At 63.7% G+C, this 19,038-nt stretch carries 19 protein-coding genes; 5 read left to right on the top strand and 14 right to left on the bottom strand.

All coding sequences use genetic code 11. The annotated features are described in order from the left end of the window. Positions 1-60 precede the first annotated feature (60 nt). From D4765_RS01190 to D4765_RS01175, 4 genes are read right to left on the bottom strand one after another with little or no spacing between them, the layout of a single operon-like run. Complete coding sequence (locus D4765_RS01190) at positions 61-1,296, bottom strand: redoxin domain-containing protein (RefSeq protein WP_136640400.1); 1,236 nt, start codon at positions 1,294-1,296, stop codon at positions 61-63. Further along, entirely contained in the window at positions 1,289-2,149 is an 861-nt protein-coding gene (locus D4765_RS01185; RefSeq protein ID WP_136640399.1) for a cytochrome c biogenesis CcdA family protein, read from the bottom strand. Before D4765_RS01185 ends, D4765_RS01190 begins: the two co-directional genes overlap by 8 nt. Beyond that, positions 2,146-3,123, bottom strand: coding sequence for a cytochrome c oxidase assembly protein (locus tag D4765_RS01180; protein WP_201799195.1), 978 nt, complete (start codon positions 3,121-3,123; stop codon positions 2,146-2,148). The genes D4765_RS01185 and D4765_RS01180 overlap by 4 nt, the downstream gene beginning before the upstream one ends. A 55-nt stretch (positions 3,124-3,178) precedes the next feature. Next, on the bottom strand, positions 3,179-3,655 hold the full coding sequence (locus tag D4765_RS01175) for a MarR family transcriptional regulator (RefSeq protein ID WP_161580306.1): 477 nt from the start codon (positions 3,653-3,655) through the stop codon (positions 3,179-3,181). A gap of 140 nt (positions 3,656-3,795) precedes the next feature. On the opposite strand from D4765_RS01175, the gene D4765_RS01170 reads away from it, so the two are divergent. The 3 genes from D4765_RS01170 (at position 3,796) to D4765_RS01160 (ending at position 7,880) form a co-directional block, all read left to right on the top strand. Beyond that, positions 3,796-5,700 carry a chloride channel protein gene (locus D4765_RS01170; protein ID WP_136640397.1) on the top strand — a complete coding sequence of 635 codons (1,905 nt, stop codon included), beginning with the start codon at positions 3,796-3,798 and terminating at the stop codon, positions 5,698-5,700. Positions 5,701-5,767: 67 nt separating this feature from the next. Further along, complete coding sequence (locus D4765_RS19560; RefSeq protein ID WP_237280202.1) at positions 5,768-6,919, top strand: RNA polymerase sigma factor; 1,152 nt, start codon at positions 5,768-5,770, stop codon at positions 6,917-6,919. Positions 6,920-7,061: 142 nt separating this feature from the next. Further along, on the top strand, positions 7,062-7,880 hold the full coding sequence (locus D4765_RS01160) for an SGNH/GDSL hydrolase family protein (protein WP_136640396.1): 819 nt from the start codon (positions 7,062-7,064) through the stop codon (positions 7,878-7,880). On the opposite strand, the gene D4765_RS01155 is transcribed toward D4765_RS01160, so the two are convergent. Continuing rightward, positions 7,867-9,342 (bottom strand): MFS transporter, encoded by a 1,476-nt coding sequence (locus tag D4765_RS01155; protein WP_136640395.1) that lies wholly within the window; start codon positions 9,340-9,342, stop codon positions 7,867-7,869. The genes D4765_RS01160 and D4765_RS01155 overlap by 14 nt on opposite strands. 166 nt (positions 9,343-9,508) lie before the next feature. On the opposite strand from D4765_RS01155, the gene D4765_RS19555 reads away from it, so the two are divergent. Next, complete coding sequence (locus D4765_RS19555; protein ID WP_338054612.1) at positions 9,509-10,102, top strand: TetR/AcrR family transcriptional regulator; 594 nt, start codon at positions 9,509-9,511, stop codon at positions 10,100-10,102. A gap of 9 nt (positions 10,103-10,111) precedes the next feature. Here D4765_RS19555 and D4765_RS01145 read toward each other — a convergent pair whose 3' ends face one another. The 9 genes from D4765_RS01145 to D4765_RS01105 all read right to left on the bottom strand — a co-directional run bounded on the left by D4765_RS01145 (position 10,112) and on the right by D4765_RS01105 (position 17,976). Beyond that, entirely contained in the window at positions 10,112-10,606 is a 495-nt protein-coding gene (locus D4765_RS01145) for a hypothetical protein (protein WP_136640393.1), read from the bottom strand. A gap of 140 nt (positions 10,607-10,746) precedes the next feature. Continuing rightward, positions 10,747-11,484 carry an FAD:protein FMN transferase gene (locus tag D4765_RS01140; protein WP_136640392.1) on the bottom strand — a complete coding sequence of 246 codons (738 nt, stop codon included), beginning with the start codon at positions 11,482-11,484 and terminating at the stop codon, positions 10,747-10,749. Further along, positions 11,484-12,032 (bottom strand): FMN-binding protein, encoded by a 549-nt coding sequence (locus D4765_RS01135; RefSeq protein ID WP_136640391.1) that lies wholly within the window; start codon positions 12,030-12,032, stop codon positions 11,484-11,486. Before D4765_RS01135 ends, D4765_RS01140 begins: the two co-directional genes overlap by 1 nt. Next, positions 12,029-13,480 carry a ferredoxin reductase family protein gene (locus D4765_RS01130; protein ID WP_136640390.1) on the bottom strand — a complete coding sequence of 484 codons (1,452 nt, stop codon included), beginning with the start codon at positions 13,478-13,480 and terminating at the stop codon, positions 12,029-12,031. Before D4765_RS01130 ends, D4765_RS01135 begins: the two co-directional genes overlap by 4 nt. Positions 13,481-13,604: 124 nt before the next feature. After that, on the bottom strand, positions 13,605-14,966 hold the full coding sequence (locus D4765_RS01125; RefSeq protein ID WP_161580305.1) for a sensor histidine kinase: 1,362 nt from the start codon (positions 14,964-14,966) through the stop codon (positions 13,605-13,607). Beyond that, positions 14,966-15,658, bottom strand: a complete 693-nt coding sequence (locus D4765_RS01120; RefSeq protein WP_136640388.1) for a response regulator transcription factor — start codon at positions 15,656-15,658, stop codon at positions 14,966-14,968. The genes D4765_RS01125 and D4765_RS01120 overlap by 1 nt, the downstream gene beginning before the upstream one ends. Positions 15,659-15,716: 58 nt before the next feature. After that, positions 15,717-16,454, bottom strand: coding sequence for a VIT1/CCC1 transporter family protein (locus D4765_RS01115; RefSeq protein WP_136640387.1), 738 nt, complete (start codon positions 16,452-16,454; stop codon positions 15,717-15,719). Between the two features lie 47 nt (positions 16,455-16,501). Then, a complete protein-coding gene (locus tag D4765_RS01110) occupies positions 16,502-17,617 on the bottom strand; it encodes a cation diffusion facilitator family transporter (RefSeq protein WP_136640386.1) in 1,116 nt (371 codons plus the stop codon). Continuing rightward, positions 17,614-17,976: an ArsR/SmtB family transcription factor gene (locus D4765_RS01105; protein WP_136640385.1), complete on the bottom strand. Its 363-nt coding sequence runs from the start codon at positions 17,974-17,976 to the stop codon at positions 17,614-17,616. Before D4765_RS01105 ends, D4765_RS01110 begins: the two co-directional genes overlap by 4 nt. Before the next feature lie 155 nt (positions 17,977-18,131). On the opposite strand from D4765_RS01105, the gene D4765_RS01100 reads away from it, so the two are divergent. Then, complete coding sequence (locus D4765_RS01100) at positions 18,132-19,037, top strand: Fic family protein (protein ID WP_136640384.1); 906 nt, start codon at positions 18,132-18,134, stop codon at positions 19,035-19,037. Position 19,038: the final 1 nt, after the last annotated feature.

Raw genomic sequence — 19,038 nt, 5'->3', positions numbered from 1 at the left:
CCGCTAGCCCGCACCAGTTGTCAACGCGCTTCTCAGTACTCGTGAAAATACCGCGACGAGCTAACCGAGGCTGCGCAACAGGTAGTCGAGCTGGTCTTGAGTGAATGCGCCCGGATGCCGAATCACGACCTGACCGCCAGGATCCAGCACGACGGTGTACGGCAGCCCCGTAATCGCGTATCGGCCGGCAACCGCGCCGGTGGCGTCGGAGACGACGTCGTAGGTCGTACCGAATCGCTGAGTGAAGGCTCCTCCCGCCGCGGTCTTGTCGTCGACGTCGACCCCCACAAAGGCAACACGGCCGCCGAGAAGACGATATTCCGATTCGAGGGCGGGCATCTCAGTGGCGCAGGCCGTGCAGGTACTCCCCCAGAAGTTGATGACCGTGTATTTGCCGTCGTCTGCACGCGTGGAGACGGTGGTTGACGGGTCGCTGAGCTTCGGCAGTTCGACAGGCGCCGGGGTCGACCCGAGCTCCGCATTGTCGGTATTCGCCGACAGAACACCGTGCCCCGAGACGGTCGTGCGCTCCCCGGCCGGCAGAAGATCATCGGCGACCCGGGCCACCGCGTAGGCGAACGGCGCGGTGTCAGCAGATTCTGTGCCGAACTCCCCCAGCCGCGTCTCATTGCCAGAGGGGTCGATGAAGAAGATCTCCGTGCCGTGCTGAACGGTCCTGTCAGCAGGGTCGAGCTGAATGGGCACGCCGTATGCTGCAGCCACCGCAGAGAGCACCCCAGGCGTGCCCGTACCGAAATACCAGTTGGCGGTGTTGCCGAGGCCCTGCTGATCACTCCACTGTTTCACCGTGGCCGGAGCCGGGAAATACGGGTTGGCATTGAGAGAAACGAACGCAACAGTGTTCTGTGCCGCACCGAGATCGGTATTCGCGGCGAGTACGTCTTCGGCGAGCAGAGTGCAGAGGTCAGTGCACTGATCGTCGTTGAAGGTGAGCACCACCGAGCGGCCCTGAAACTGGTTCAGCGTCATCGGGGCGCCGTTCTGGTCGGTGAGCGAGAATGCAGGGGCGGCTACGCCTGGTTGATCGGTGCCGTCGAGTTGCAAGAGGTCAGCGGTGGCCTGCGTGATGCCGGGCATGACATCGGCACTCGCCGGCTGCGCCTGTGCTGAACCGTAGACGATGACGAGTGCCACAGCTACAGCGACCGTGACGGCACCGGTCAGCCAGAGCATCCAGACCGAGCCTCGCCGCTTGGTGGTGACAGAAGGCACCCGGATGCTCGGGTCACCCGTGTCGCGATCGTGCGTTTCGTCTTCTTCTGCCTTGTCAGGCATCGGGCGTGCCACCTTTCGGAATTGTGGATTCGCTGCGTGCGGCAAGGATCGTGACGAGAGCGAGAGCCGCGACGACAAGAAAGCCGAGACCCGCACCGACGGGAAGAGCAGCCGCGCCCAGCCCTGAGGCCATGGCGCTCTGAACCGTTTGCACGGCCGTTATCAGACCCGAGCCGATCGCCGGGTCGATGAGGTCATGAAGCCAATAGAAGACGAGATAGCCGCCTGACGTGACGAGCACTGCTCCGGCCAACGGCGACAGAATGCGTGTCAGGGGCCGCAGCACCCGCACCGCGTTGCCGCCGGCGAACGCCGCCACGATGCTCAGGGTTGTGACGAAGACGCCCATACCGAGGCCGTAGGCGACGAACGCAGACAAGCCGTTCACGAACGACCCTCGCACAAAGGCGCCGAAGACCCCGGCGAGAAAGAGTGGGAGGGAACAGCTGAGCGAGCCCACAGCGTAGCTTGCGCCGAAACCGAGGATGGCCGGCACACCGGTTCCGGAGCGGAAGGCCAGCGACGGAAGGTGAACGGCAACGGAACGCCCCGTCACGGTGATGACGCCGACGACGACGAGAGCCCCACCGACGGCGATCATCAGCCACGGTACGCAGGCGAGCACAACACTGACCGCCGATGCCGTCACCAGTCCCACGATGGTGAACACGAGGAGAAAACCGGCAGTCATGCAGAGGCCTGCTCCGAGACCCCGCATGAGCCGTTGGGGCCAGCGCACGCGCTCGCGGGTGACGAACAGGGTGAGATACGCCGGCAGCAGCGGAAAACCGCAGGGGTTCAGAACACCGACGAGACCGAGGGCGAAGGCGTATCCGACGACCGTGTAGCTCATCGCCCGACCGGTCTCGTGCCGGTCTGGTCGCGAGCGGCCAGCGCCGCCAACTGCGCGTTGTAGTCGTTCAGCTCGGCATCCCCATTCCGGGCCGCCTTGCGATCGGCCACTCGACTCTGGCGCGAGTCTGCCTTCTGCCACTGCCAGAACAGAACACCGAGAACGACGAGCGTCGGCAACTCGGTGAACCCCCAGGCGATTCCGCCACCGACCTGCTGATCGCCGAGTGGAGTGATGTTCCACCCCGGCATCGTGCCGGCATACGAACGCACAATGAGCACGGTCGACATCATCACCACAACCCCGAAGAACGCATGGAACGGAACCGTCGCGGCCAGCTCGATGACCCTCAGCGCAGGCTTGCTCAGCTGGTGAAGGCCACGGCCACTGTTGCGCGGGCTCGGGTCAACGCCTACGACACCCCAGAAATAGAGGCACCCGATCGCAAGAAAGTGCGCAAGCATCAGATTGTGGCCCCACATCGTGCCCATGAGGTAGTCGAATGCAGGGGGCAAATACAGCGCGTACAGACTGACCAGGAAGAGCAGCAGAGCCACAACAGGATGCGTCACAAGGCGCGCCGGCGCGCTGTGCAGCACGCGCAGAATCATGGCGCGTGCGCTTCGCCCAGAACCATGGCGGGCAGGCAGAGCTCGAAGCAGCAGAGTGATCGGTGCTCCGAGCACCAGCAGAATGGGAATGAGCATGTTGATCACCATGTGCTGAAGCATGTGCACGCTGAACAGCTCCATTCCGTAGCCGTCGATTCCCGTCGCGGTCATCAGCAGCAGGGTCGCTACACCCGCGACCCACCACACAATGCGACTAATCGGCCAGCGGTCGCCGCGCCGCCGGAGCCAGAAGACCCCGAACAGGTAGCCCACAAGCAGAATGACGGCGAAGGCGGGGAACAGCGGCACCGGTTGAAGGTGCAGAGCGAACAGATTCAGTGCGGTCGGCGGCGCGGTGGGCATCCACATCGCCCCACCCATCGCACGCAGAGAAGGTTCGGTGCTGGCGGCGACCAGCTCACAGACCAAGGGTCAGCAGATCTTCAACACTCGGCTCTGCCGCCGCGGTGGCAAACAGCGTGAAGGCTCGCACCAGGGCGACCCGATCTTCATCGGAGAGAGCCGCCAGAATCTTCTGAATCTCTTGTTCTCTGCGCGTTGTCACGTCGGAGACCAGCTGACTCCCCTTGTCGGTGAGCTCAACGAGAACCGCTCGTCGATCACCGGGGCCAGGAATGCGAGTGATCCAGCCCGCGACTTCCATTCGATCGAGAGAGCGGGTGAAGGTTGACGCGAGTGTGGTCATCTGGTCAGCCAGAGTTCCAACGCGCGTCGGTCCGCTTGCCGACAACAGAACGAGCACCCGAAACTGCGGCAACGTCACCACTTCGAGTGCGCTCGCCACCGATCGCGCGACAACGCCGAGAAGTGCCCGGGATGCCGTCAGGGTCGCGCTCGTGGAGTCCAGGTGCGCGACAAGCGCCGCTTCAGTCATGGAGTTCTTCTCACTCTCAGGGTGATGCATCTGAAATATGCATCTGTGCAATAGTTGCATGTCTGCAAATAATTTGCCACACGGTGGCGCACATCCGCAGTCGATGATGAGAAAGCTGGAAGACGGTGTTGCCAGAACCTATGTTCGAGAAAAAGCGGGAGGTTCGCAGTGCGCTCAGAGGGGCGCGAGCCTGGCTGCGTGGTTCGCGGTTCGGGCTGCTCACCCTCGCGCTCATCGTCGGAGTCGGGGCGGGGCTCGGAGCCGTCGCGTTTCGTTACCTTGTGTACGCGGTGACGTGGCTATTCACCGGCCAGGTCGAATTCGGCCAAGACGGTTGGGTCACGAGCTCGCATCTGCCGTGGTTGGGGCTGAGTTTCTATGTCGTCATTCCCGTCATCGGCGGGTTGCTGTACGGGCCGCTGGTCTACTTCTTCGCCCGCGAGGCGCGTGGCCACGGTGTTCCGGAGGTGATGGTCGCCGTCGCCGTGAACGGCGGTCGTATCCGGCCACAGGTCGCTATCGTCAAAGCTTTCGCGTCTGCTCTCACGATCGGAACCGGCGGATCTGTCGGACGCGAAGGACCGATTGTGCAGATCGGATCGGCCATGGCGTCGAGCCTCGGCCAGTGGCTCAGGATGCCTGAGCATCGCATGCGCATCCTTGTCGCTTGCGGGGCAGCAGGCGGTATCGCGGCCACATTCAACGCACCCATCACTGGGGTCTTCTTCGTTGTCGAAATCATCATTCGCGAGATTTCGGTCGACTCCCTCTTCGCAGTGATGCTCTCTGCTATGGTGGCCGACGCCGTTGCGATCCAATTTCTCGGCAACTCCCCCTTTCTGGCCGACTTCCCTCACGGACTCGCACTGGGCACCCCGAAGAACTACCTGCTCGTAGCGGTACTCGCCGTCATCGCCGCCCTCATCGGAATCGGTTTCACGAAGGCCCTCTACGCCATCGAAGACCTCTGCGACCGACTGTGGCGAGGGCGCCCCGAGTGGGCACGCCCGGCTGTCGGAGGCATTTTTCTTGGTCTGCTCCTGCTCGGCGTGCCGCAGTTGTTCGGCGTCGGTTACCCCGTCATGTTCAATGCTGTCGCCGGCGACTACTCCCTCTGGTTCCTACTCATTCTCGCCGCGGGTAAAGTGCTCGCCACAAGCCTCACGCTGGGAATCGGGGGCTCCGGGGGCATCTTTGCACCGTCCCTCTTCATCGGGCTGATGACAGGCACGGCGTTCGGCATCGTCGCTGACCACCTCTTCGGCCCCGCTGCCGGCGACCCCGCTCTGTATGCGGCGATCGGGATGGCAGCCGTCTTCAGCTCCGCGACTCGCGCGCCTCTGACCTCGCTCGCAAGCGTGGTCGAGTTGACCGGCGACTTCACTCTCACCCTCCCCGTCATGCTCACCGTCGGTATCTCGACTGCGCTCTCCCGGGGCATTAGCTACGGCACGATCTACACGACCAAACTCATCCGCCGCGGACAAGACCTCGATCGCGCAGCACCGTGGCGCGCATTCAGCGATCTGACGGCCAAGAACACCATGCGCCGGCTCCCCTCCCCCACGGAGATTCGAACGCACGACACGCCAGATCGTGCATCCGATCCCGATGTGCCTCTGCCCGGAACCTTCGTAGTGTCACGCACACCTCAGTCTGTCTTCGAAACAGAACCCCTGCCCGACGTGCTCCGTCAGCTCGAGGCCTACCCACACACCGGGCTGCCCGTACTCTCAGAAGACGCCACAACCATTCTGGGGTGGGTCAGCACTCACAGCATCGTGGCCTCCGTCGCCCGAGAACTGACTGCACGGTCAGGAGACAGCGTTCGCTCCGCAGCACCATCATCAAATCTCCGAGGTTTTCACGTACTCGAAGTCAGCATTTCAGCCGAATCCGACGACGTTGGCAGAACCCTCGGCTCGCTCACCTGGCCGCGCGGCCACATTCCCGTTTCCGTGGCACGAGGCGGGCAACTCGGCGAAGCCGATCCCTCAATGATATTAGTCACCGGAGACCATATCAACGTGCTCGCGCCCGGCTGAACGAGAATCCCTCGCCCGGTCACCTTTTACTGTTTCCTGACACTTCTATAGTGAGGGGGATGCGCATATGAGCCAACAAAACAACACCGACACCGATGCCGACAGCGAGCTGCTCGCGCGACTGGTCATCGGCGATTCCGAAGCGCTCGCCGCGCTGTTCGACCGATATGCACCAACCGTCACCCGCTACGCGTGGGCGATCGCCGACACGAAGATGGATGTCGAAGAACTCGTTCAAGACACCTTCGTCACCGTCTGGCTGAAGAGCGACACCATCGTGCTGCCCGACTCATCGCTACTCCCCTGGCTGCTCGTCACCTGCCGCAACCACGGTCTCAACCTCCGCCGAAGACACAAAAAACACCGTACCGACGAACTATCAGACGAACTCCGCGCGGACCCAAGAACAGACCCCCGGGCGAACGACGAAGCTCGCGAACAACTGCGCTGGGTACTCGACGAAATCGAACAACTCGACCCCGTCGACAGGCGCATCTGCGAACTCTGCCTCATCGAAGGGCGACCCTACTCCGAGGCCGCCGAGCAGATCGGCATCAGCGTCGATGCCGTCAAGAAACGGGTCTCCAGAACCCGCGCACGACTGAAAAAGGCGGTGACCGACAATGAGAACTGCCCCCCCAGCGGTGACGACCTCACCCGCATGCTCACCACGATGAAAACAAATATTCTGCGGCGGGCCGACGAAACCATGAACCAACAGACACCCGCCCGACGACCTCACAGCCGCACAGCCGCAATCACCATCGCGCTCGTCAGCCTGCTCGTCGTCGGCTCAGCGGGCGCCGCACTGGCCACCGGAGCCATCCCCAACCCCTTCACCGCACCACAGATTCCCGTCGCCACCACGACACCCACTCCCGCCAGACCGACCCCAACACCGACACCCACACCGACCCCCACCGTTTCTGACGATCCCCCGGCCGTCAGCGAGCCCGCCCCCGATTTCATCGACGGATACGACGCCCGAACTCTGTGGAACCTTTGCGTCGCCCGTGGCCACGACGAATTCCCGGGCTCCGTCACAACGAGCGAGTATGAAGCACGCTTCGTTCACCTGACGCCGAGCGGTGTGCCGGAGGTCTATGTCAGTTTCGCAACGCCCGCAGAGCCAATGCCGACAGGCACAATCTGGATCTGCCAGTTCGGCGGCGACCCCTCGTCACCCACACTCGATTTCTTCAACGCGAAAGATATCTGATGCGACAGACGCGCCCAGCGCGCGCCGGCGACAATCGAGCGAGGCGCGCCCATTCTCTTAGCGAACCCATAGCCCACTGAGAGGCCGCCCCCTCGAAATTCAGAATGTGCGAGCGTAGCGTCGACCTCAGAAGGAGGCCGAGATGCCCGCACAACACCGCACGCGACTGTTCGTCAGCGCCGGGGTGCTCCTGGTCGCAGTGGCGCTGGTCGGTGCCGTCAGTCTGTCGAACTCGCGGGTGGCGTCAGCACAAGGCACCCACCCCGCGGTTTCGGTCGTCGAAAGTGTACAACCGCCGCTCGCTCCCCCGGCCAATGCTCCGTCGGTCGCCATCCCCGACGTGACAGCGTCGCCCCTCGCCACCGCGGAAGCCGGAGAAGCCGCATCGGCGGGTGCGGCAGCAGCAACCGATCCCGTCGTCGTGGCCATCGGCGACTCGATCATGGACGGCCACGGCGTCGACCCCGACCAGGCCTGGCCTGTGCTGCTGGCAGACCAGAACACGTGGCAGTTCGCCGACCTGGCAACCGACGGCACAGGGTTCGTGCGGCTCGGCAACGACGCGAACACCTTCGAAGCGCAGGTCACTGAGGCCATCGGCCTCGACCCCTCGGTCGTCATCATCTCGGCGAGCAGCAACGACCTGGGTGAAGACAATGCCGACATCGCCGACGCGAGCACGAGCGCTCTCGAGCAGCTGCACACCGCTCTGCCCCAGGCCCAGATCATTGCGCTGAGCGCATTTTGGGGCGACACTGCGGTGCCCGAACAGCTGCTGCAGATCGATTCAGACCTCGACAGCGCTGCTCAGAACGTTTCGGCCTCGTACGTCGACATCGGACAACCGTTGGCCGGGCAACCCGATCTGATGCAGAGCGATGACGTGCATCCGACCGCCGACGGGCTGCACGTGCTGGCGTCGGCGATCGGTACTGACATAGCAGGCGTTATTTCTCACTGACGGGAAAGTCGTCGACGCCGAGGGCCAGAGCCTGGGCGCGGCGTGCCCGCATCGAGGGCGCCGCGAAGGCACCGAGTATGGCGAGAACCGCAACGGCGGCGCAGACCCAGAATCCGATCGTGAACGCGTCGTTCTGTGGCAGGCCCTGCGGCGAACTGTGCGACGAGATGAGTGCGGCGATCACGGCTGTGCCGATGCTGCTGCCGATGGTACGCGAGATCGTGTTGACGCTGATCGCTTCGCCCGTCTGCGTGGCGGGAACGCTCTCGATGATGGCATTCGAGGTCGAAGCCAGCGCCAATCCGATGCCCGCGCCGGTGAGCAGTCCCGAGACCACGATCTGCCAGATCTGGCTGTGGTCGATGGCGGGCAGAATGAAGGCCGCCGTGACGAAGACCGAGCCGAGCAGAAGGGGCGGTTTGGGGCCGGTTCGACGAACCAGAATGCCGGCGACGGGACCGAAGACGATCATCATCAACACCGTGGGCAGCAGGTAGAGCCCTGCCGCTGACACCGATTCGCCGAACCCGTAGCCGGTGGCGGTGGGCAGTTGCAAGAGCGTGGGTACGAGCACGAACGTACCGAACATGGCAAAACCGAAGACGAGTGCGACCACGTGAGCCGTCCACACCCCCCTGACCTTCATCAGGCGCATGTCGACCAGAGGTTCTTTCACCCGCAACTCGACAAACACGAACACGACGAGCGCAATCACGCCCAGCGCGATGAGGCCGAGCGTCTTGCCGTCGTCCCAGCCCCAGTTCTCGCCCTCACTGATGGCCAGCAGCAACGAGACGAGGGAGACACCGAGGATGCCCGCCCCCAGCACATCGAGACGACCCGGTTTCTTCACCGGCGACTCGGGCATGCCGAAGATGACGCCGGCCAGTGCAATGACGATGAGCACAGCCGGAAGCCAGAACAACCAGTGCCACGACAGGTTCTCGACGATGGGCCCGGCAGCCACGATTCCCACGCCGGCGCCGATTCCGAAGATCGCCGACAACAGGCCGATGGTCACGCCGACTTTGTCACGGGGCAACTCGTCGCGAACGACACCGATCGAGAGAGGCAGAATCGCGCCCGCAGCGCCCTGCAGCGCCCGGGCGACGATGAGCACGCCGAGGTTCGGCGCGAGGGCGGCGAGCAGCGTTCCGACCAGCAGCAGCGAGAGCACAACGATGAGAATGCGGCGCTTGCCGACCATGTCGCCCAACCGCCCGAAGATCGGCGTGAGCACGGCGGCCGACAGGAGGTAGGCGGTCAGGATCCACGACGCGTCACTGGTCGAGACGGTGAGGTCTCGGCCGATCGTGGCGAGGGCGGGCGCCACCAGCGACTGCAGTACGGCAAATGAGAGGCCCCCGAGCGACAGATAGATGACAATCAACGTGGTGTTGGGGCGGCGCTTGGTCAGCACCCCTGACACGCCCGTGGCCGGACTCTGAACGGTGGATGACATGGCTCTCCCGACGCGTGTAAACAAATGCTGACTTATGAAGCGTAACTATTTTCCACGACAAGTCAATACGCGTTTACTTATCACGCCGTGACCGGTACGGTGGCGAAGGGGCTCTTTAGAGCCCGACGCACACACGAGCGCGCACGCACGCGAAGGAGCGAAGACCATTTCCACCCCCCCGGCAGCACCGAAACAACGTGACGCCGAAGCCACCAGCCGACTGCTGCTGCACGCCGCCCGCCGGCGCTTCGCCCGCGACGGCTACTCGGCCACGACCGTTCGCGACATCGCAGCCGACGCCGGCGTCAACGTGGCACTCATCAGCCGCTATTTCGTTTCGAAAGAGGGCCTGTTCGAGGCCTGCCTGGCCCGTGTTGGCGAAGAATTACGACGCCCCGACACCGAGCCCGCCACGATCGAGAACATCATCACGACGATGATCTCGCAGATCGCCGACTCCCCCAACGGCGAGCAGGCGCTGCAACTGCTTCTGCTGCTGCGCTCGTCGGGTGACGAAGCCGCCGACCTCATCCGGCAGAATACGCTCGCCTCGTTCGCCGAACGCATGGCTCTAGCGACCGGATGCTCCACCTCAGCCGCACCCGCAGACCACCTTCTGCGTGCACAGCTCGCCATCGCCGCGGTAATGGGTGTCGTTCTCATGCGTACCTCGACGGGCCTCGAGCCGCTCTCGTCTGCGACGGCAGAAGACCTGCACACGCCGATGACAGAACTGCTCTCGGCCCTGTTGAAGCACTAGGTTGACGCCTTAGTACAGCCCTCCCGACGGATGCAATGCCACCAGCGCGGCGTCGGCCTCGACGATGCGGGCACCCTTCAGTACGGTGGTGACGGCCGGCATGAACTTGAACGACTGGGCTGGGCGCGACGTCGTGCCGGTGAGAGTGCACTTCGCTTCGCTCAATGACACCGGAATCGCCGCTTCATAGAAGAGCACGTTGCCTTCGGCGTACACCCGCAGCTCGACCGGCACCGATGTGCGGCCGCACTTCAGCGTGAGAGCGAAATCGTCAGTCGTCGAGCCTCGCCCGATGTTCTGCACGAAGCCCATCATTTCGACGGTGCTGTCGGTCGAGGGGAACGCGTCGGGAACTGTGAACGTGACGGTCGACCCGCCAGTTTCAACCGGAGGTGCGGCGGGGCTCGCCTCAGCGGCCGTCGCCCCGGTCACGACGAGGGCGCAGATGGCCGCGCCTACCAGGGTCGCGGCAGAGAGGCGGGCGGGCAGGGTGGAGATCGACATGGGAGTCCTTTCGAGTGTCTTACTCGAGAGACGCGCGAAAGCTCATTTCCTTACGCTTGTTTGCGATATGACGGCAGATTGCGAAACAACTGCGAGTGCGAGTGCGGCCCGATGAGGGCTCCGCCTCACGGCTGCCAGTACTACGTCAGCGACGCGCGCAGATTCGGGGTGGCCCGCAGTGCGCCATTCCTGTCAATTGCGAGCACGTCGAGCGGCCAGGTTCGGGTGACCAGGTCGAGAACGCTGTGACCGCCGGCCAGAATGGCGGTGGCGAGCACATCGGCGGTGACGATGTCTGCGGCGAGAACAGTGACCTGAACGAATTCGGCCAGCGCACCGGTGCGCCAGATGTGTTCTCCTCGTTCGGCGGTTCCCGATGTCGCGACGGCTCTCCAGCCAGGCCCTGTTGGTACGGAGCCCAGAAGCTGCTGCCGGTCACGAGGGTCGACGATGCCGACCTGCCACGGGTCGCCGCCGCCGGCGAGCACATCACCGCCCACGTTCAGGAGCCACCCCGTTGGGCTGAGCTGGTCGAGAAGCGGTGCGGCCGATGCCATTGCCTGGGCTTTGACGATGCCGGAGAGGTCGATGACACCGTCTGGCCGGTGCGGAGTGAACGCTCCACCGGTCAGGTTTCGCCAGCCGATGGCCTGTTCGTAGGCGTCGCGTAGCGTGGTCGAGGCTGCGGTGAGGGGGAGATCAGCCCGAGCGACAGCGCTCAGTTCGGAGTCGGCCCGATAGAGACTGAACCTCTCGTCGAGGGCTCGGAACACCTCCTCCAGAGCGTCATAGTCACCGCCCCCTCCCCCACCGCTGACACACGTGCGCAAGCGGATGCTGACCACGGTGCCCATCGCCTGGAACGTGTGCGTGCGCATCACATTTTGGCCTGGTCGAGCGCGGATTGCAGCGATTGGAGATACCCGTCAGTGGTGTACGTGGCACCGCTCACCGAGTCGACGTTCGCGGACTGCGCGGCCAGCACTTCTTTTCGAAGAATGGGGGCAGCCTGGTTGCTGATCTGAACAGAACGACCACCGTCGTCGGTGAGGTGCAGCGGGGTCACGTCTGTGATCTTTCCACCGCTCACGGTGATCTGCACTTGAACCGTTCCGTACCGGGTACTGACTGCAGACCCCGTGAACGCACCCTGGGTGGCTGCCGGAGTGGCAGCAGGCGCTGCGGCAGCGGGCGCAGCGGGCGCTGCGGGCGCTGGTGCAGTTGTCGTCGATGACTGCGCCGCGGGCGCTGTCGTCGGCGCAACGGCACTGCTCGCCGGCGCTGCCGTTGCCGCGGGCGCCGCCACGGGCGCCGCGCTGACCGCCTGAGGAGCATTCGCGGCCTGAGATTGGGTGCCGATCTGCCAGCCCAGAAGAATAACGGCGCCAGAGGAGACAATGCTGGCGGCAACGGCACGCCGCCTCATGAGCCGAACCTCTCGATGTGAATCTGGCGTTCGGGCATGCCGGCGTGCCGGGCATCGGCGACGACTTCATCGGCCCACGCGGCCGGCCCACAGATGAACAGGTCTGACTCGTGCAGGTGCGGGAACGTCGATTCGAGGGTGACGTTGTTCGCCAGCGCGTGCGCAGACATCCAGGTCGGGTAGTTGGCGGGCCTGTGGCCGAGCATCGAGAACGCGGTGGCGTTCGTATTGTGGGCGATCTGGCCGATTTCGTGCCAGAGGTACTGTTGGCTCTCGTCGGTGCCACGCAAGAGGATGCTCGCCTCCCCCGGTCGCAGCGTGGCGTGTTCGAGCATGGCCCGCACCGGGGTGACGCCGATACCAGCGGCGATCACCGAGAGGTAAGGAGAAGTTCTCGCCTGGTCGGTGAAGATACCGTACGGACCTTCGATCGAGACAAACGTTCCCGGCCGCAGCCGGGTGAGCCGTGAAGTTCCTCGGCCGAGCTCCCGCACGGTCAGTCTGACCGAGCGGTCGGTGGGCATTGCAGAGAAGGAGATGGGGTGTGCGTGCCACCAGGTGCGCCACGACCAGAACCGCCAGATTGCGTACTGCCCGCCTGAAGCGCCGAGCCTGCGAAGATCAGCGCCTGCGAGCTGCAACGACACCACTCCCGGGGCGACCTGGTCGATTCGTTCGACGCGGAGCCGGTGCCGCAGTGTTCGAGCGACGGGCACCGCAAACCGGAACACGGCGATCGCGCCGAACGCCACACAGTACAAGCCGAGCCAGTACACGCGTTGCAGAGTGCCGTCGGCGAGAACACCGCCGATGCTGAGTTGGTGCGGCAGTGCCACGAGAACCGCAAGATAGCTGAGCAGATGGATCAGGTGCCACGCTTCGTATGCAAAGTGGCGGCGAACGGCGACAACCGAGGTGACGACCACAACAATCAGCAGCGCGGTTGCGATATACGCGAGCAGGAGGTCGTTTCCGAGCCCGAAGAAACTGATCGTTTCTGCAATGACGTTCGTGCCGTCTTGCACCGAATAGCCGATGGTGAGCAGTACACCATGGCCGAGAATGAGGTAGAGCGCTGGTTTGCCGAGACGTTTGTGCAGGGCGATGGCGCGGTCTTGCCCAACGGTTCGGTCGATCCAGGGAACCCGTGCGGCCAGCACCAGCATCAGCAGAATGAGGTCGGTGCCCGCGAGCCCCGTGATGATTCCTGTTGCAGTGATGATGCCGCCGGGGCTGGTGAATTGACTTGCTCCGCTGTAAGCGAGGTACAAACCGACCGACACAGCGACAGAGAGCCAGCACAGCACGCCCATCAGGTCTGCAGCACGCGCCCGTGAACGGTAGTTTCGTGCCCGTTCCCGAGCCGCAATCATCGTTTCCCGGCTCAGCTGGGCGGGCGATGTTCTGCGGTGCGAGGCTCGGGGGTGATGCGCAGTGCTCGTGGCCACCGTGTGCTCCCTGTCTCATCAGACACGGCAACCCCCTGCGGGTCAGACGGTCTGTGTCATCTCAGAGCTTGTCGGCAGTTCTCGGGTAGACGGTGAGCAATCAGTATGAAACCTGTTCGAGACTTCATACGTTGTCGATCAGAACTTCGACCGTCAGGCCAGAGGGGTGACGGTTTGCGAGAGTGACACTCCCTTCGGCTCGGGTCACGATGCTGTGCACCAACGCCAGTCCGAGGCCACTGCCGGAGAGGCCGGATGATTGCGCGGTGTCGGGTTGGCTGAACCGGTCGAACGCATGCGGAAGAAACTCCTCCGGCATCCCTGTTCCCTCGTCGTCGACTCTCAGGTGCAGCGCGCTGGCGGTCTGGCTCAGCGAGACCACAATGTTTCCGGCCCCCCGGGAGGCGTTCAGAGCATTGATGAGGAGGTTGTCGAGCACCCGCCCGAATGCTGTCGGTGACAACGCGTACCGCTGGTCGGGTGAGACGATATCGTCTTCGAACTGGATGTTCTCGTGCCCCACTCCTGCCATCATCCGGGCCCGGTCGATGGCGCCCATCAGCTCGGTGACAAGCTCTGTCGCAGTTGCTGTCTCAGAGGGTAGCTGCCTGTTCTCGGCGGCGTCGAGGCGCGAGAGTTCCAGTAGATTGCTGGCCAATCGGGAGAGCCTGGACAAGGATGCTTCGGCGCTGAGGAGGTCGTGTTCGAGCGCGACGGCATCGCCGAAATGAGTGTGGGCCAATTCGAGTTGCGTGGTCATGACGGCGATGGGGGTGCGCAGTTCATGGCTGGCGTCGGAGATCATCTGCTTCTCGCGCACCGACGTGTTTCTGACCCGGCTGAGAAACGTGTTCAGGGTCACGGCGAGGGCTGCGACTTCGTCGTCGGCCGGGCCCACCGGGAGTTCGTCTGTGGTGTTGGTCTCGCTGAGCGCTTCAGCGGCTGCCCTCATTTTCTTCACGGGTCGAAGCGCAAGCGTGGTCAGCAACCACGCGGCCAGTGTGAACGCGATGAGGATGCCCGCAAGGGCGACCGCGAGCCGCCGATCGACTTCGTTCACGGTGAGGTCGCTGGTCGCGCTGCTGCGAACGGCCCACAACTGCCACACCCCGGTTGAGGTCGCGAGGCTCTTTCCGACCACCGTGAACTTTCCGGCATCGCTCGGCACCGTGAACGTGTCGTCGCCGGAGGGATGGTGTTCGAGTGCGCCCCGCAGACTCACGGGCACGGTATCGATGCGGTACGCACCGGCTGGATCTTTGATCAGCACCAGTATGCCGGCTGCGGGCTGATCGGGAGTTTCATCGGGGTTGTTTCGAATATCGGACATGAACGCTTCGAGATCGCTGGTCGCGAGCGTACGGTCGGACTGGGTCGTGACGGTCAGCATCTGAAAGTGGATGCCCACCCCCACCAGAAACAACAGCACCGCCGCGACCAGGGCGCTGCCGAGGGTGATGCGCACGCGGATCGAGAGGGAGCGCATCACGTGGCCGCGGCGGTCGACGCCGCATCGATACGGTACCCAGAACCGCGAACGGTGCTGATGGTCACGAGAGCATGTGCTGTTTCAAGCTTCTTTCGCACATAGCTGATGTACTGGTCGACAAGCGTGGGCTCGAAGAACTCGGCTGACCCCCACACCTCTTCGAGGGCCTGTTGACGAGAGAAGACCGACCCGGGCTGGGAGACCAGAAGTCGAAGCAGAGCGAATTCCTTCAGGCTCAGCGAGACGGTCTTGCCGTCGACGGTTGCGCGCACGACTGCGGTATCGAGCATCAGGTTGCCGACTCCGAGGGTGCTGGTGCCGCCAGCGGTGTTCCGGCGGATGTGGGCTCGCAGGCGGGCATTCAGTTCGGCGATGGCGAACGGTTTGGTGAGGTAGTCATCCGCTCCGAGATCGAGCCCGGTGACCCGGTCTTCGATGCCATCGCGTGCCGTGAGCAGAATGATCGGGAGAGTGTTGCCGGATTCCCGGATGCGGCGACACAGCTCGAACCCTGTCATCTTGGGCAGCATCACATCAATGGCGGCCGCAGAGAAATGGGTGTGCCGCAGAGCGATCAGAGCATCGATGCCGTTGGTGACAAGGTCGATGGTGTGACCCTCTCCCACCAGCCCCCGCTCGATCAGGGCGCCCATCTGCGGATCGTCTTCGACTACGAGAATTCGTGCCATGCCGTCTCCAATGGATGCCTGTGAGTGGTGTTGGTTCAGTGTCACAGGTCTCGTGGGTCTAGGCGATTCCCGACGTGCCGAGCAGCGACCCGATCAGGAAAGTTGCCGCAAGCGCTAACACTCCGCCGATCACGACCCTCAAGGTGGCCCGAACGACTCGGGCGCCCCCGAGAATCGCACCGGTGATGCCTGTCGCCGCCAGAGCGATGATCACGACGATGAAGGTGATCGGGATGCGTGCCGGTTCGGGCGGCAGCAGAATGGCCAGAAGGGGCAGGATTCCGCCGAGGAGGAACGAGAGAGCGGATGCCCCCGCTGCGCTCCACGGGCTCACGACGTCGTTCTCGTCGATGTTCAGTTCCATCGCCAGGTGGGCTTTCAGTGCATCTCGCTGAGTGAGCTCGAGTGCGACCTGTTTCGCGGTCTCTGCCGAGAGCCCCTGATTCTGATACATGCCCGCGAGTTCGGTGAGTTCGCCGGCGGGGTCGTCGTGCAACTCCGCTCGCTCCTTCTCGATCAGGGCGTGCTGTGAGTCTCGTTGGCTGCTGACGGACACATACTCGCCAAGAGCCATGGAGATGGCACCGCCGACGAGGGCCGCAGAACCGGCTGCGAGGATGACCGGGGTCGATGTGCTGGCACCAGCGACACCGACCACGATCGCTGCGACCGAGACGATGCCGTCATTGGCGCCCAGCACTCCGGCGCGGAGCCAGTTCAGTCGCCCGGCGAGGCTCCCGGCGTGGGGCTCGTCATCGTGGTGTGCAAAAGAAGATTCAGCGGATGCGGTACTCATGTGCACACCATAGGCAGATGCGGTTTGCGAATACTAGGACGGACAGGCTACCCTTGCCGACCCAGCGGCGGGGTGCTGGCCACCCCAATGGTGAAGTCGTCGAGGTTGGGCAGGGCCTCGCTGAGGTTCTGTTCCGCGCGCCGAACAATGACGTCGGCGGCTGACAGCGCAATTTCTCCCACCTGGATTCGGGCCGCACCCTGAAGCCGGTGGCCCACCCATCGGAGCTGCATCCTCTGAACCGAAATCACTCCGGTGGTGTCGAGCAGAGCTCGTTCGGCCCGGTCGAGGAGGTCGGGGTCAATGCCATCCATGAGTCGGCGACCGATGCTCCGCACGGTGCCCCAGAGCAGGATCAGAATCGATATCGCTATCAACAGACCGACGATCGGGTCGGCCAGGGGGAACCCCAGCATCACACCAATGGCACCGATGACGACAGACTGCGATGTGAATCCGTCGATTCGCGCGTGCACTCCGTCGGCGACGAGAGCGGCGGAGCCGATTTGTCGGCCGACGCGGATGCGGTAGATGGCGACGGCCTCGTTGCCGGCGAACCCGATGATGCCAGCGGCAACAACCCAGCCGAGATTCGAGACGGTCTGCGGGTGGAAGAACCGGCCGATCGCCTCCCAACCGGCCACGACCGCTGACAGCGCGACGACGGCTACGATGAACAGCCCGGCGAGGTCTTCGGCCCGGCCGAAACCGAACGTGTAGTGCCGGGTCGCCAGACGCCGGGCCAGAACGAACGCGATCCAGAGCGGAACGGCGGTCAGGGCATCGGAGAAGTTGTGGATCGTATCGGCGAGCAACGCGACAGAACCGCTGACCAGGAAGACCCCGAATTGCAGCACCGTCGTGCCGAGCAGCACGAACAAGCTGATCTTCAGCGCACGCACTCCCGCGGTACTGGCCTCGAGCGCGTCATCGATGGAGTCTGCGGCATCGTGACTGTGCGGCACGAAGAGCCCGTAGAAGAACGCACGGATGCCGCTGGGGTGACGATGGCCGCCATGGCCGTGGCCGTGCTCGTGGCCGTGGCCGTGGCCGTGCTCGTGGCCGTGCTCGTGGTCGTGCTCGTGGTCGTGGCCGTGGCCGTGCTCGTGCTCGTGCTCGTGCTCGTGGGGATGCTCGTGGTCGTGAGCGTGCGGAGTGTTCACTTCTGTTCGGCCTGCGGGTGGTGGTGCCGAGGGGTGGTGCCGAGGGTGTGTTCTGCCTGAAAGATCGCGTCGGAGACGAGGGCGGATGCGTGTTCGTTCTCAAGGCGGTAGAAGACGCGTTGGCCGTCTTGCCGGGCGGCAACGATGCGCGCGAGACGAAGCTTGGCCAAGTGCTGCGAAACTGCGGCAGGGCTCTTGTCGACGAGCTCAGCAAGCTGGTTCACCGATCGTTCGCCCTCTCGAAGTGCCAGAATCAGTCGCACCCGGGTCGCGTCAGCGAGCATGCTGAAAATCTCTACGGCCAATTCAACGTAGTTGCTGTCTGGTCTTCTGCCGCATACCCGCGCATCTGCATCCATACGCAGATCATGACATGACAGACCGCATGAGCAAAATCGCGGCCTGCCCGCAAACCGGTCGCCTGACGCCGCATTCCGTGGTTGACGAAACGTCATGATGAGAGCAGGCTACAAAGCGTGGGGTACGAAATACACGAGACGCGGGGAGAGACAGAATGGCTGAACACGCTCTGCAGTGGCGAATCGACTTCGCCGACGCCAACCTCGCACTGCTGAATGTCGATGTGGGCGACGCGGCCGTGCGCGATCTGGTCACGCGCGTGGCGGTGGGCGGGCTCAGCTACGACGAGGCGGTTGCCATGACCGCTGCTCGTTATGGCACTCGTATTGCGCCTCGACAGGCACCCGTCATCCATGACTTCGACGACTATCTCGTACCCGGTTCACTCACGCTCGCGAGCCGCATCGTCGACGACGCGCACCCCTTCGGCATCGTCGACGCTGACCAGTTTCGCATCGTCGAACTCGAGATATCGCGCCTCAGACTGGTCGAGCTGGCCGGCGACCCGGTACTGGGGTACTTCGACTACGAACATCTGAAGAGCATCCATCGCCGCCTCTTTCGCGACATCTACAACTGGGCGGGCCAGCAACGCGTCGGGCCAGAGACGTCGATGATTCGGTTCGCACCCGATACCGTCGAGCACGGGCCGGGCGACCCCGACGCGCCACTGATGAAATATGTCTACTACCCGGGCCCCGAAGTGGCTGAGGCTGCCTCGATGCAGTTCGCCCAACTGCAGTACTTCGGTCGGCGAACCGACCTGCCCCGAGCCGAACGCATCGACCGTATCTCAGAGTCGGGCGGCGAACTGCAGTCGGTGCATCCGTTTAGGGATGGCAACTCACGAGCCATGACCGCGTACTTCATCGAGTACCACAACTCGATCGGATTCGAAGTCGACCCGGCCGACTTTCTGATGGGCAAGCCGCTGCGCGAACAGATGATCCACTCGTGGTACCACTACCAGGCCACGGGGTCACACCGGCCTCTGAACGACACGCTCGACACCGCGCTTGACCCGGGAGTGGCTTCGCGCGAGAAGGTACTCGGCGACTGAG

It is taken from the genome of Subtercola vilae, from assembly GCF_004923255.1.
Lineage (GTDB): Bacteria > Actinomycetota > Actinomycetes > Actinomycetales > Microbacteriaceae > Subtercola > Subtercola vilae.
Note: the sequence above shows the minus strand (reverse complement) of the source record. Positions and strands in the feature narration are given on the sequence as shown.